A 12,434-nucleotide genomic window follows, 5' to 3' on the forward strand; every position below is an offset into this window, starting at 1 on the left:
TGGCTAACCAAATAAGGCTTCGAGTTGGTCCACGGCCTCCTCGACCTGAACCGATTTCTAAAGCAAGCACTTATAAATTGACAGTCTCTTATTGGTCGCTCAAAATGAATTAAATAATTTAAAGCAATCAGGACCATGGAATATAAAGATTATTACAAAATAATGGGGCTTGAACGTGGAGCGAGTCAGGAAGAAATTAAACGGTCCTATCGCAAACTTGCGCGAAAATACCATCCTGATGTCAGTAAGGAAGAAAGCGCTGAAGAAAAGTTCAAGGAATTAGGTGAGGCTTATGACGTACTCCGTGATCCGGAAAAACGTACTAAATACGATCGTTATGGCCAATATTGGAAGGAGCAAGGTCAAGCGGGTTATAATCCACAGGCTGATCAACAATCCTATCAACATCGTCAACATTTTGATGAAGATCAAGCCGCCGATTTTCAAGACTTTCTTAATAGTATTTTTCGCGAGCGTTATGGGCAGCAACAATCCAGTTCATTTTATGATCAGGGACGGGATATCCATGCCAAGTTGGCCATTAGTTTAGAAGATAGTTTTTTCGGCGCAGAAAAAACCTTACAACTACAGACCCCCGTTATCGATAAATTAGGACAGGTTCAATATCACGAACGTGCGGTGAAGGTGAAGATACCTAAAGGTATTGGTGACAAAAAACAAATTCGACTAAAGGGGCAGGGAGGTAAGGGGCCTCATCAACATGCCGGTGATTTGTACATTGAAATTAATATCAATCCTCATCCTTTATATAGTTTACAAGACAGAGATATTCATTTGACTGTGCCGATTGCTCCCTGGGAAGCTGCACTAGGTGCCACGATTCAAGCCCCGACTCTGGCGGGGCCTGTGAATTTAAAAATTCCTAAGCTTTCGCAAACCGGCAAGCAAATGCGATTGAAAGGTAGAGGGTTGCCGGGTAATCCTGCTGGGGATCAATACATCACACTCGAAATTGCCATTCCTCAAGTCGAGAATGCACAAGCGACAAAATTGTATGAGCAATTGGCAAACACCATTCATTTTAACCCACGAGAAAAACTAGGAGTGAGCAAATGACTGAGCCTAAAAAAGAGCCTGTCAAAGCGGAAAGTGAGGAATGGTTTTACTTATCCTTGACTGAAGTCACTACTTCTTTTGGAATTTCTCGCGAGACCGTTATTGAAATTATTGATGAAGGAATTATTTCTGCGCAAAAAGATGAGAAGGAGGAATGGAAATTCGATGACGAAGCGCTGCGCTGTATCCGCACTGTATTGCGCTTAAATCAGGATTTAGGAGTCAATTTAGCCGGTGCGGGACTTGCTCTTGAATTATTAAAGGAGATTGACCGGTTACACGCTTTACTGCGCGATAAAGGTTAGCTCATGGTGCAAGATATCCAATTAATGATGGAAAGCAATCCAAGTGAGGCTGACAGTACTATTTTGAGGAAAGGCATTGTTGATTTTAATGCCAGTTGTATTCACGAAAAGGCAAGTCAATTTTTTGTCTTCGCTCGAGATGAGAAAAATACCATCATCGGTGGGGCCTCTGTCTGGCAACACAGTGATGCGTTTTATATTGATATTTTATGGATTGAAGAAAATTTTCGAAAGAAATCAATTGGTACCCGTTTGATAAATGAAATTTTCGCCCAAGCTAGACTCAAAAATTTAAAGCAAATATTTGTTGATACTTTCGATTTTCAAGCCTTTGAGTTTTATAAACGACAGGGGTTTTATGAGCTTGGACGCATTGAAAAATATCTGTTGGGACATGATCGGATTTATTTAAAAAAAGAATTAAAAATCTAATTTTAATTCGTTAATGACAAATTTATTTTTTAAAAATCCATCTCAATTAGAAATTCTAATCAAGACGTGTTAAGGTTGCACATCTAATCGGCACATTGAGGAAAAATCTATGAAAAAATACTATCTAAAAGGGTTAATCGGGCTCTGTTTTGCGCTATTAGTTGGATGCCAATCACTGACAAATGAAAATTTTTTTAGAGTAGGACCTTCTGACGCAACGATTACTTCTTCGGTCAATTCTGCTTTTGCAAGTCACCAAGATCTTTCCACACAGCGAATTCATGTTGAGACGCAAAAAGGAACTGTTGCTCTGAGTGGTTATGTGAAGACAATTCGTCAAAGTGATACTGCAGGCGATATCGCTGGAAAAATTGCCGGCGTTAAATCAGTACAAAATGGGCTGATTGTCCGAAAATAATTGTCATCTATAGTTGTGGTCGTTAGCTGTCAGGCTAAGCCACGATCTATTATATTAATGCCCAACCGCTCTCTGGGAGTTCCCCTCCAATATTTTCTCAGAGATCGGTTTATTCCCTCAAAGAACCTGCTCCCATCATTCAGATTCTTTGCTGTCCATTCTTGTCATCAAAATCGGCGCGTAAACAAGTTGCAGAATGGATCAATAAAGGTTTGTCTTGTGGATGCTTTTGCTGAACATATTTAAACAGCGAAATAAAGTCGAATTAGATTGCGAGAGACCGTTTATGAACGTTATCCTACCTTATGCGACTGAAGAAGTTGTCGCTAAATTTTTAGCAAGAATAGCCGTTAGAGCGCTGTATTTCTATTCGAGGCTATGATTTTATCTTTGAATTACTACCGGCTTTCATTGCTTTATATGAAGAAACTCAATGATACAGTTTGTTGATTTGCTTATTTAGAACTTTTAAACAAAGTTGATGATACGAATGGGCTTTATCGAAAAGGAAAATCTGGCTTAGATTATGCTAAACAAATTGCGGCTGAAATTTTAATGATTTCTTGTCTTAAAACTCGCCTACAGCAAGCTGAGAAGACTCATCATGCCTTTTCACAGGATGGGATAAGTCCTGGTCAAGTTGCTGATTTGATTGCTGTTTTATGGTTTCTTGGCCAATTATTTAGTGAGCAGCTACGATGTCATTATTGATTGCTTTTTCAGGACAAGGTTCGCAACATAGCAAAATGTTTGCTCAATTAAGTGCCGATCCCTACGGAAAAATTTGGCTGAGGGAGACAAGCGCCGCAATGAACCTTGATTTATTTGACGAGGATATTGTTAGTCAGGCCTGTGCGGATGTTATACAAGTTCAGTGTTTAATAACTAGTCTGTCAGTGGGAACCTTTTATTCCCTCAAGGAGAAAATTAATTTAGGGTTTGATTTTCTCTGTGGCTATAGTTTAGGAGAAGTATCGGCCTTTTGTGTGAGTATAAATTTAAGCGCAAAAGAACTGTGTGAACTCGTAAAAAATCGTGCGTTGATAATGCAAAAATCCGCTGAAGAACACAGTAATAATCAGCCTTGTGGATTAATTGTTTTAAAAGGAAGAGTTAATCCAGAGCAAGTTAAAAAATTAACTGAAAATCATAGCTGTTATGTGGCAATCATTAATGCTGAAGATCACTACATTATCGGAGGATTGTCAACGGATTTATCTGCTTTAATTGAAGAAGCAAAATCAATGGGGGTATTGAGAGCAATAAAGCTTGCAGTGGATTTACCTTCCCACACCCCTATTCTCAGCGAAGCGACCAATGCTTTTGCTGTTTATCTGCAACCTTTTCAATCCTGTGTAATGAATTATCCAATCCTTAATGCGCTGACACAGGAGCTTAGTGATAATGCTCAATCCATGACAAACATTTTGGCGCAAGAACTTTCGCAGCCTTTGCTCTGGGGTAGAACTATGCGTATTGCACAAGAATATGGTATTTCGAATTTTCTTGAGTTGGGCCCACGTGCAGCCTTAAAAAATATGGTAGCGGCTTCGCTGCCCCAAATCAAAACCTACAGTTCAGCAAATTTTTCTACTATAGAAGGGTTAGCGACGGTGATTAAAACGCTTTAGCTTAGGCAAAGGCTATATATACTGGGGCCCGCTTTCGTGGAGGGCCCAGGTTCAATCTACAATGTCTATCTTCCTGAGGTCTAGCGTATCTCCGTGGCTAACTCGGTTTAGGCGTCTCATCATTCAATAGAGAAGCGATGCTAATTCTATTTTGACGATTAAAGAATGGATGATTATTCTGCTCATAATGAGATTGTGTGTCTGTATCAATAATCCCAGATTGAGGTTCATCAGAACTCTCGTTATTAGTATTGCTCGTAGTGGTTGAGGTCTCAGAATTTCTCGCACTATTTGCTGCTAATAGGTTTAGCAGTTGAAATCCTTGAGCTTGCTGTTCATCTTTAACTCTTGCTAATTCATCGCGTAGACCTGCAATGACTTCATCGTTTAATCGACATTTTTCTTGTAATGATTCTATTATTCTACTCCAGCTGTCTATATCTGAGCGGCGAATTCTTATGATGGGATTGGCAATACCTATGTTTGGAATATTTCTAGGTTCCAGTTCTGTACGAGTGGTAGGCCTATACTGTGCTGGATAAGGAGCTTGTCTAGGCTGTGCGAGTTGAGGAGCCTGTCCATGCTGTGCTGGATGAGGGACCTGTCTATGCTGTGCTGGATGAGGGGCTTGTCTATGCTGTGCCGGATGAGGGACTTGTCTATGCTGTGCTCGATGAGGGGCTTGTCTATGCTGTGCCGGATGAGGGACTTGTCTATGCTGAGCTGGATGAGGGACTTGTCTATGCTGGTCTGGATGAGAGACTTGTCTATGCTGTGCTGGATAAGGGACTTGTCTATGCTGTGCTGGATGAACCTCTCCATGATGCGCTGGATGAGGGACTTGTCCATGCTGTGCTGGATGAGGGACTTGTCCATGCTGTGCTGGATAAGGGACTTGTCTATGCTGTGCGGGATGAGGGACTTGTCTATGCCGTGCGGGATGAGGTACCTGTCTATGCTGTGATTGATCAGCAGCGTGCATAGGATTAAAAAGAGGCTCAGGTGATAGTATAGACCCTTGCGCATTTTCTAAGGCGAATAGATTAGGATATCCTTTGCTTTTAGCGAATTTAGTCATGTGTATATAGTCCGCAACCGTGCGTCCCCAAATATCTCTGTGCTGTGGATTGGCCATTGGGCTCAATTCTATTATGCATTCCGTACTGCTCGCTTGTCCTATCGCCACCATTAAGGGGGTCGCGTTTTGGCCCAAAATAGGCTTATTAGGATCGATATTTCTTTCTCCTAGTAAGATTCGTAAGATACCCGGCTTATTCACCATTACAGCAATTCCTAAAGGTGTTATTTTAAACTCTTGGCCAGTTCTTCTATCTAAATAGGGCATTTCTTGGTTGACATCGATTCCTTCAAATCTAAGTAATAACTTTGTGACTTCTTCATTCCCATTTACAATGGCTACTCCTAATGGGGAGAGGTTTCTTTCTGCATTTATAAAATTGATATCCATGTCTCTATCGTTTCTCATTCGCCAAATCGCGTCTAAATCACCATTCTCAATTGCTTCAAAAAACTCATTCATTGTTGTTCACCGCTAAAAAAAAAAACAGATACTATCCCTCTGATTTTTTTTTATACAGAGAAAATTTTGACTGGCTGGATTCCACAAAGGAATGCGTGACCTTTAACTAAGTTTAATTTGAATAAGATCATCAAGGGCGGTTTTTTCCATTTAGTTTGTTCCGCATAATCCCCCGCTTGTGTGCGCTAGGCTAAAGCCTGACATAGAGCAGATGGCGTGGCGACTCTCATCCCCAAAATTCATTAGTTAATCCCTGTTTTTAATTTCCGAAAGTAAAGGTATAAATCTCCACCCCAGGCTCAGTCGCAATAATTTCTAAGACCCCACTAGTAAATTGTTTTTCAGTCACCGCTTCGTAAATTGAATCTTTATCTACCAAAATGCTGCTGTTATTAACCTCTTTTCCTTTATCGCCTGTTAATGGTTTATTGTTTAAGAGTAACTGAACTTTAATCGGTTTTTGTGTGCTATTACCCATAACAATAAAAACTTTACGTGCATTAAAATGGATTTTAAGCGCTGCATTGGCTCCAGCAGAAATAATTTTATCCTCATTCACCTGCCAAGCGCCTTGCAAAGCCCAGGCGTTTTTGGGTAATTCTGCTGGGAAATGGTATTGGGCAATTTCGTCATGAGTCAAAGAGGGACTTGAACTCCGGTCTGCACGTGCATAGCCTAAATAAGTTTCTGGCGTTTCAAAATAAGAATAAGGTTCGCTGGTCGTTGCTTTCACTTGGCTTAAATTATCAATTCCCAATAAAAAGCGAATATTATTTTCAGTGACATCGTAGGAACCTTCACCAAAATGCTGATAAACCACCTCTCCTTTTTTGTTGATCAAATAGTGAGCTGGCCAATAATGATTATTGAAATTTCGCCAAGTTTCAAAATTGTTATCAAGCGCGACTGGATAAAGAATGCCATAGCGTTTCACTGCAGTTTCTACATTTGCTAAATTTTTTTCAAAATCAAATTCGGGCGAATGCACGCCAATAATAACCAAACCCTTATCGTGATATTTGTTATACCAATCTTTTAAATAGGGCAGGGTTCTAACGCAATTGATACAGGAATAGGTCCAGAAATCAATCAGTACCACTTTTCCTTTTAGCTCACCAATCTTTAATGGTGGTGAATTAATCCAGGCTGAAATGCCCTCAATTTCTGGCGCCTTGTAGGGAACCCACAGGCCATCTTCTAAATCAGTTACAGTGCGAATAGTGGTTTCAGGTGCCGCAGAGGGGACAGCATAACCCTCATCTTGATAAATCATATAGCCCACACTGGCTATGATAATCACTCCTAGAGTTTTACGAAAAAGCCCAGCTTTTAGTTTAAAAAAGCCAAAGGTTTCGATAATTTTTCTCCCATAAAGAGCAATAATAAACATCGGAATGATTGCTCCTAATGCAAAAGCGAGGAGAGTGAAAAAACTAATAATGGTTGTTTTCTGAATAACTGTCTGGACAATCACCGCGGCTAAGATAGGCCCAGCACAGGGCGTCCAGATAATGGCTATCAACCCACCCACTAAAAGTCCGCTGTAAAATCCACCCTGGGGATTAATCACGGAAGAAAACGATGAGCCCACATTGGCGAGATTTTGCGTAAGACGACTAAATTTTTCGGTCAAATAAGTAGAAATCATAATTAGACCTAAAAGGAGCAAAATAAGGTAGGAGAGATGCCTAATCGTGTTTAAATCAATACCCGTATATTGAACAAATTTACGCGAAAAGAAGGCAACTAAGGCGAAGCTAAGGGTAAAACCGATGATAATTCCCAATGGACGTTTTTTAGACCCGGCAAGTGAGCCAGCGAGTACAATGGGCAAGATGGGTAGAATACAAGGTGAAATAATAAGGGCAAAACCTTCTATAAAACCTAAAATGATCGTTATAAAATCGGATTGCACTTGAGTTGTCTCCTGGGCTTATTAATTAATAATAGCATTGGAGAGAAGTTCAGGTGGTATTTAAGTAGTCAACGAACTTGTTTTCTGTTCCTAAATTCTTTGACTAAATTTGTTATATACACCTACGAGCAGTTTTCTATTAATACAATCTTTGTCCAATACTTGGATTGCTGGGGATGATTTATGAAATCATCCGCCGCAAGATATCATCTTTATTAATAAAATGATGTTTCAACGCGGCAAGGGTATGAAGAATGATCGTAGCGATTAATCCATAACCTAGCCATTCATGGAGACTGGTAAAAAATACTAAATTTTCATGATTAGGTCCGACTAGATCAGGTAAGGTGAATAAGCCAAAAAATGAAGCGGGAAGGCCGGCTGATGAGGTGACAAGCCATCCTGTAATTGGCATAGCAAACATAAAACCGTAGAACGCCCAATGCACAGCTCGAGCAGCGATTTTCTCAAGAAAGGGAATAGACAAGTTAGGTGTGATGTTGATAAGACGCCATCCTAGTCTCAGGATCACTAAGGCAAGAGCTAATAAACCATATTCTTTATGCCAGCCATACAGTTTAAGTTTTTCTAAACTGATTGGCAGATCAACCATATATAAGCCTAAAGCGAGTAAGCCAATAATTAAAATGGCAATGATCCAATGGAGTAGAATAGTAATTAAACCGAAATGTGTTTCACTGTTTCTTATGCGCATTAACTGTACCTTCCTTTAAATAACTGCTGCTAACAACCCTGATTGAATCCATCCCTTCAAGAGAGAGGCGGCATGCAGGCCTACCTCGTCTTCTTCAAACCATTGACAGAGTCCTTCACATAATTCACCAAAAGAGGAGCCTTTGATTAAGGCATCAAGTGCCCAGGCTTCATCTTCTCCAAGGGTATAAAAACGATTAATGTAATCATGACGCCACAAAGCCCAGCGTGCTATCTCAGCATTTTTGGCTGGTTTTTCTATTGGCTGCTCGTTAGAGATTGCTTCCCATATTTTTACTGTATTCCAAGCAAAATCCATACGCTGAAGAGAGGCCTGAGGTTTAAACTGCAGATCAGGCCATGAATCTGGAGGAATGCTAGCCATATGTTCAATTTTTAATATCTCATCATCTGCTGCATCAAAGCTAAGCGTCATTTTCCATTCAAACTCAGCTAATTCAGCTAAGAAAGGCTTATTAAGCTGTTTTAAATAATCACTAAAAGAGTCACCATACCAGCGAATTGAGCGATAGGAAGAAGGGAATTTATCAATATAATTTCCACCTAATTGGTGAAATTCTTTTGGGCCTAAATAAGTACTCAGAATAGGAAAATTACTTACTAAAGAGTCAAGCAACCGATAACGATAAGCATCAAGATAAATACCCAGCCTCTGATTGATTGAAACTTTTTCAGTAGACACAATTGATTTTTCGATATCCACCTGATTTTTTAATAAGTAATTTTGAAACTGACTTTGTAGGTGAAGTAAATCAGTCATACTAATAACTCTTCAGAGTGCGAATTTTCCATGATTTTCCTGGCCTGATTTAATTCCACCAATAACTCAGCTAAAGGAGGAATATTGTCATCACGCTCGATCATCGTCGACCTAGGACCTAATTTGGCGATGGTTTTCGCATACAAATCCCAAACAGGCTGGATAATTGGCGCGTCATGAGTGTCGATAATGTAAGTACCGTAGTCAGAATGGCCTGCAAGATGAATTTGGACTACGCGTTCAGACGGTATTGCATTCACATATTCAAGCGCATCGAAATTGTGATTGATTGAACTGACATAGATATTATTAACGTCCAGAAGAAGATAACAGTCAGCTTGGTTAGCGATCTCGGAAATAAATTCCCATTCCGTCATTTCAGACTGGATATAAGTAAGATAACTTGAAACATTTTCAATCAGAATGCGACGTCCTAAATAATCCTGTATTTCTTTAATTCGGGAAACTATGTGCGCAATAGCCTCTTCCGTATAAGGTATCGGTAGTAAATCATGCATATTTAACCCTTGGACACCAGTCCAACATAAATGATCGGAAATCCAAACAGGGTTTATACGTTCGGCTAATGATTTTAATTCTTTAAGGTAGACTCGATCAAGCGGGTCAGCACTGCCAATCGATAGAGAAACACCATGCATGACCACGGGGTAGTTCTCGCGAATTTTATCTAAATAATAAAGCGGTTTGCCGCCGGGGATTAAATAATTTTCACTAATAATTTCAAACCAATCGACATCGGGTTTGAGTAGCAAAATATCTTCATAATGCTCAGGTCGTAAGCCTAAGCCGAAGCCCAAATAGGGTAATTTGTGATGAGCCATGTATTAAAATCCAGGTATGCAAGGCATACCTGGTATCCTTTTATTACTGAGAAGTGCCAGTGCTTGAATCAGTGCTGCCAGTAGCAGAAGCTTCTACAGTTCCACCTGCTTTTTCACATTGGTCTTTAGTCATAGCGCTTAGGCCTTGTCCTTTGCAAGAGTTTTGACCTTTGCAAGAGTTAGTAGCAGTTTTGCAGCTACCTTGTCCTTTACAAGCGTTAACACCTTTGCAGTTAACTGTAGTAGAAGAAGCATCAGAAGAAGATGCATAAACAGGCGCCATTGCAAACATTGCTGCTGCACCTAGAGCTAATACTGTACCAGTCGCTTTAACCTTATTCATAAAAGTTCCTTTTTAGATTTACCGAAAATTGAGAAAGAGCTATGAGTTGAGACTTATAGCCTTAGACAGTGTAGATAGGTTAAATTGATGATGTCAAGGTTGTTTGCATTGAATTTCTTGTAATTGGCACGAGGCAATCTTTGTCTAGAAAAATATATAATCAGACTGAAATTAAATTAATCAAATTATTTATTTTTCAAAGGCTTGCTGACTAATGCTGCCATTTTAAGTTTCATAAGCTGCAATAGCCGCTTTTACCTGCGGTCGTTTGCCGATCGTTTTATACCATTTTACTAAATACGGAAATTCATTTTCATTAATTGGAGTTTCATAGAAATTTTCATAACAATAAAGCCAGGGCCAAATCGCCATGTCTGCAATCGTGTAGTCAGTCCCACTGATGTAAGAATGTTGTTGAAGTTGCTTATCCATGACCCCCATTAAACGCAAGACTTCATCGCCATAGCGCTTTTTTGCATAAGGGAGTTCTTCTGAAGCATAGCGATAAAAATGGCCGTATTGGCCAAACATAGGTCCAACATGTCCAACTTGGAAATAACACCATTTCAGTACATTGAAACGGCCTTTTAAATCTTTTGGTAAAAAGCGTTGATGTCTTTCAGCAAGGTATTGGAGAATGGCAACACTTTCGAAGAGATAAAAATCCATTTCAGGATCATAGATCACTGGAATTTTATTATTAGGTGAAATACGTAAAAACTCTGGAGTGAATTGCTCACCTTCGCGGATATTAATTATTTCAATTTCATAAGGTGCTGCCAATTCTTCAAGCATTATCGTTGGTTTTATTCCATTTGGAGTGCCCAGTGAATAAAGTTTATACATCTTCATCATCCTTGATCGCTGTTTAGAAAACCATTGAAACACTACTATAATTCAGAACCTTCTCGATAGGAACTAGATGGAAAAGATTAAACAGCATGGGGTTTAATCCAACCAAGACTAAATGCGATGAAGAGAAACAGAAATAACACCAAGGATAAAGCAATACGCCAGGTTAGGGCTTTGACAGTTCGCTTCGTTTTGCCTTCATCACGCACGAGGAAAACTAAACCACTGCCTAAGGAAAATAAAATAATCAACATAGTTATAATGATGATTGCTTTGGTTAACATTTGATATACTCCCGAAACTTCTAAGTTGAGTATTAGTAAAGATGGTCAGTTTAACCTGTTTTAATCGTCGTTTCACGCCTAAATGGTGGATGGTAATTCTTAGTTGTTTATTTATTGCAGTTTTCTTGCGTTTAGGATTTTGGCAATTAGCGCGCGCTGAAGAAAAAAAGCAAATGTTGGCTGTACAGGCGAATTTTGCACAACAAGCGCCTATTATCTGGAAATCTGGCGCAGCAAGGCCTGAGCAATATCAGCAATTGCAAGTTGCAGGAAACTTTTTACCGCAAATATTGCTTTTGGATAATCAGCATTACCAGCACCAATTCGGCTATCATGTGCTTAATCCTCTGCAATTAAACGATAATCAGGTCGTGCTCATTGATCGGGGCTGGGTTGCCGGAGATCTCAATAGAGAGTTGTTACCTAAAATTACAGTGCCAACTGCTCCCCTAGCGCTAAAGGGTTATGCTTATTATCCCTCTGACAAAAATTGGGTTTTGGGACCGGCCTACGAAAGGAAAAAAGATAATGTAACGATCATTGAGCGCATTGATACAAAATTAATCGGCCAGTTTTTGCATAAATCGGTATATCCGTTTATCATTCGCCTCGATAAGGACAATGCCCAAGGGTATGTGCGTGAATGGTCTATCGTCGCTATGCCACCAGAACGGCATTATGCTTATGCACTCCAATGGTTTGCGATGGCCTTAGTGATCTTAATCCTTTTTATTGCATTAAATTTGATGAAAAAATATGACTAAACGTAATTATTTGACTTTAGTGTTATTGGCCTTGATCTTTGCAGCTCCAGGCCTCACTGCTTATTTGTACTATCGCAATCCACAATGGCTGAATGCGACTACAACCAATAAAGGGCAGTTATTAAATCCTCCTCTCTTGCTGAGTAAGGTAGAAGATGGAAAACAAAAATGGCGATTTGTACTTTGGTATCCGACTCATTGTGAAATCCAATGCTTACAAGCAGTCGATAAGCTTGCGCGTATTAGGCTTGCTTTAGGACGGCATTTGTATGAAGTGGATCAATGGTTGTTGCTGAGTGAAACTAGCCTAGCCATGCAAAATGCTGACGCTCAAATGCTGCGTGAACACGATATTCATATCTCTCGTTTATCCGAAGAGACGTTAAAGCAATTGCCTATTCTCGTTGATAAGCCTCGTGTGCTTATTGCGAATCCGAAGGGTTATTTAGTATTGGCTTATGAAGAAAACGTCAACCCGAAAGATATTTATCAGGATATTAAGCGATTATTGGGTACAGAGAAGAAGAGTGGATAGC

The 12,434-nt window shown here is 39.8% G+C and carries 15 protein-coding genes and 1 pseudogene; 8 read left to right on the plus strand and 8 right to left on the minus strand.

The genetic code is table 11. From position 1 onward, the window contains the following. Window positions 1-135 precede the first annotated feature (135 nt). The 6 genes and pseudogenes from Ldro_RS05845 to Ldro_RS05865 all read left to right on the plus strand — a co-directional run bounded on the left by Ldro_RS05845 (window position 136) and on the right by Ldro_RS05865 (window position 3,863). Window positions 136-1,077 carry a DnaJ C-terminal domain-containing protein gene (locus tag Ldro_RS05845; RefSeq protein WP_058495466.1) on the plus strand — a complete coding sequence of 314 codons (942 nt, stop codon included), beginning with the start codon at window positions 136-138 and terminating at the stop codon, window positions 1,075-1,077. Beyond that, complete coding sequence (locus Ldro_RS05850; RefSeq protein WP_058495467.1) at window positions 1,074-1,382, plus strand: chaperone modulator CbpM; 309 nt, start codon at window positions 1,074-1,076, stop codon at window positions 1,380-1,382. Before Ldro_RS05845 ends, Ldro_RS05850 begins: the two co-directional genes overlap by 4 nt. A 3-nt stretch (window positions 1,383-1,385) precedes the next feature. Continuing rightward, window positions 1,386-1,814 (plus strand): GNAT family N-acetyltransferase, encoded by a 429-nt coding sequence (locus Ldro_RS05855; protein ID WP_058495468.1) that lies wholly within the window; start codon window positions 1,386-1,388, stop codon window positions 1,812-1,814. Between the two features lie 109 nt (window positions 1,815-1,923). Continuing rightward, entirely contained in the window at window positions 1,924-2,232 is a 309-nt protein-coding gene (locus Ldro_RS05860; RefSeq protein ID WP_058495469.1) for a BON domain-containing protein, read from the plus strand. A gap of 513 nt (window positions 2,233-2,745) precedes the next feature. Beyond that, window positions 2,746-2,943, plus strand: a pseudogene (locus Ldro_RS16755) (triphosphoribosyl-dephospho-CoA synthase); the annotation flags it as partial. Continuing rightward, entirely contained in the window at window positions 2,931-3,863 is a 933-nt protein-coding gene (locus Ldro_RS05865) for an acyltransferase domain-containing protein (protein WP_058495470.1), read from the plus strand. The pseudogene Ldro_RS16755 and the gene Ldro_RS05865, both read left to right, overlap by 13 nt. A 97-nt stretch (window positions 3,864-3,960) precedes the next feature. On the opposite strand, the gene Ldro_RS05870 is transcribed toward Ldro_RS05865, so the two are convergent. The 8 genes from Ldro_RS05870 to Ldro_RS05905 form a co-directional block, all read right to left on the minus strand. Continuing rightward, a complete protein-coding gene (locus tag Ldro_RS05870; protein WP_058495471.1) occupies window positions 3,961-5,403 on the minus strand; it encodes an ankyrin repeat domain-containing protein in 1,443 nt (480 codons plus the stop codon). A 259-nt stretch (window positions 5,404-5,662) separates the two neighbouring features. Then, window positions 5,663-7,318 carry a cytochrome c biogenesis protein DipZ gene (locus Ldro_RS05875; RefSeq protein ID WP_058495472.1) on the minus strand — a complete coding sequence of 552 codons (1,656 nt, stop codon included), beginning with the start codon at window positions 7,316-7,318 and terminating at the stop codon, window positions 5,663-5,665. Window positions 7,319-7,499: 181 nt separating this feature from the next. After that, window positions 7,500-8,033 carry a cytochrome b gene (locus tag Ldro_RS05880; RefSeq protein WP_058495473.1) on the minus strand — a complete coding sequence of 178 codons (534 nt, stop codon included), beginning with the start codon at window positions 8,031-8,033 and terminating at the stop codon, window positions 7,500-7,502. A gap of 15 nt (window positions 8,034-8,048) precedes the next feature. Further along, entirely contained in the window at window positions 8,049-8,813 is a 765-nt protein-coding gene (locus tag Ldro_RS05885) for an HvfC/BufC N-terminal domain-containing protein (RefSeq protein ID WP_058495474.1), read from the minus strand. Then, window positions 8,810-9,655, minus strand: coding sequence for an MNIO family bufferin maturase (bufB, locus tag Ldro_RS05890; protein WP_058495475.1), 846 nt, complete (start codon window positions 9,653-9,655; stop codon window positions 8,810-8,812). Before bufB ends, Ldro_RS05885 begins: the two co-directional genes overlap by 4 nt. Before the next feature lie 43 nt (window positions 9,656-9,698). Further along, a complete protein-coding gene (gene bufA2, locus Ldro_RS05895; protein ID WP_058495476.1) occupies window positions 9,699-9,998 on the minus strand; it encodes a BufA2 family periplasmic bufferin-type metallophore in 300 nt (99 codons plus the stop codon). A gap of 225 nt (window positions 9,999-10,223) precedes the next feature. Continuing rightward, window positions 10,224-10,844, minus strand: coding sequence for a glutathione S-transferase N-terminal domain-containing protein (locus tag Ldro_RS05900; RefSeq protein ID WP_058495477.1), 621 nt, complete (start codon window positions 10,842-10,844; stop codon window positions 10,224-10,226). An 86-nt stretch (window positions 10,845-10,930) separates the two neighbouring features. Next, the gene (locus Ldro_RS05905) at window positions 10,931-11,134 is read right to left on the minus strand and encodes a twin transmembrane helix small protein (RefSeq protein ID WP_058495478.1); all 204 of its coding nucleotides are present in this window, start codon (window positions 11,132-11,134) and stop codon (window positions 10,931-10,933) included. A 41-nt stretch (window positions 11,135-11,175) separates the two neighbouring features. Here Ldro_RS05905 and Ldro_RS05910 point away from each other — a divergent pair, with 41 nt between their 5' ends. After that, the gene (locus Ldro_RS05910; RefSeq protein WP_058495479.1) at window positions 11,176-11,898 is read left to right on the plus strand and encodes an SURF1 family protein; all 723 of its coding nucleotides are present in this window, start codon (window positions 11,176-11,178) and stop codon (window positions 11,896-11,898) included. Beyond that, on the plus strand, window positions 11,891-12,433 hold the full coding sequence (locus Ldro_RS05915) for a hypothetical protein (RefSeq protein WP_058495480.1): 543 nt from the start codon (window positions 11,891-11,893) through the stop codon (window positions 12,431-12,433). The genes Ldro_RS05910 and Ldro_RS05915 overlap by 8 nt, the downstream gene beginning before the upstream one ends. Window position 12,434 lies beyond the last annotated feature (1 nt).

It is taken from the genome of Legionella drozanskii LLAP-1, assembly GCF_001467585.1.
Lineage (GTDB): Bacteria > Pseudomonadota > Gammaproteobacteria > Legionellales > Legionellaceae > Tatlockia > Tatlockia drozanskii.

Bases quoted from the DNA above. Each gene is read 5' to 3' on its own strand.
- Ldro_RS05905 (WP_058495478.1), bottom strand. From the start codon at position 11,134: ATGTTAACCAAAGCAATCATCATTATAACTATGTTGATTATTTTATTT.
- Ldro_RS05850 (WP_058495467.1), top strand. From the start codon at position 1,074: ATGACTGAGCCTAAAAAAGAGCCTGTCAAAGCGGAAAGTGAGGAATGG.
- bufB (WP_058495475.1), bottom strand. From the start codon at position 9,655: ATGGCTCATCACAAATTACCCTATTTGGGCTTCGGCTTAGGCTTACGA.
- Ldro_RS05910 (WP_058495479.1), top strand. From the start codon at position 11,176: ATGGTCAGTTTAACCTGTTTTAATCGTCGTTTCACGCCTAAATGGTGG.
- Ldro_RS05885 (WP_058495474.1), bottom strand. From the start codon at position 8,813: ATGACTGATTTACTTCACCTACAAAGTCAGTTTCAAAATTACTTATTA.
- Ldro_RS05870 (WP_058495471.1), bottom strand. From the start codon at position 5,403: ATGAATGAGTTTTTTGAAGCAATTGAGAATGGTGATTTAGACGCGATT.
- Ldro_RS05900 (WP_058495477.1), bottom strand. From the start codon at position 10,844: ATGTATAAACTTTATTCACTGGGCACTCCAAATGGAATAAAACCAACG.
- Ldro_RS05915 (WP_058495480.1), top strand. From the start codon at position 11,891: ATGACTAAACGTAATTATTTGACTTTAGTGTTATTGGCCTTGATCTTT.
- Ldro_RS05865 (WP_058495470.1), top strand. From the start codon at position 2,931: ATGTCATTATTGATTGCTTTTTCAGGACAAGGTTCGCAACATAGCAAA.
- Ldro_RS05880 (WP_058495473.1), bottom strand. From the start codon at position 8,033: ATGCGCATAAGAAACAGTGAAACACATTTCGGTTTAATTACTATTCTA.
- Ldro_RS05845 (WP_058495466.1), top strand. From the start codon at position 136: ATGGAATATAAAGATTATTACAAAATAATGGGGCTTGAACGTGGAGCG.
- bufA2 (WP_058495476.1), bottom strand. From the start codon at position 9,998: ATGAATAAGGTTAAAGCGACTGGTACAGTATTAGCTCTAGGTGCAGCA.
- Ldro_RS05855 (WP_058495468.1), top strand. From the start codon at position 1,386: ATGGTGCAAGATATCCAATTAATGATGGAAAGCAATCCAAGTGAGGCT.
- Ldro_RS05860 (WP_058495469.1), top strand. From the start codon at position 1,924: ATGAAAAAATACTATCTAAAAGGGTTAATCGGGCTCTGTTTTGCGCTA.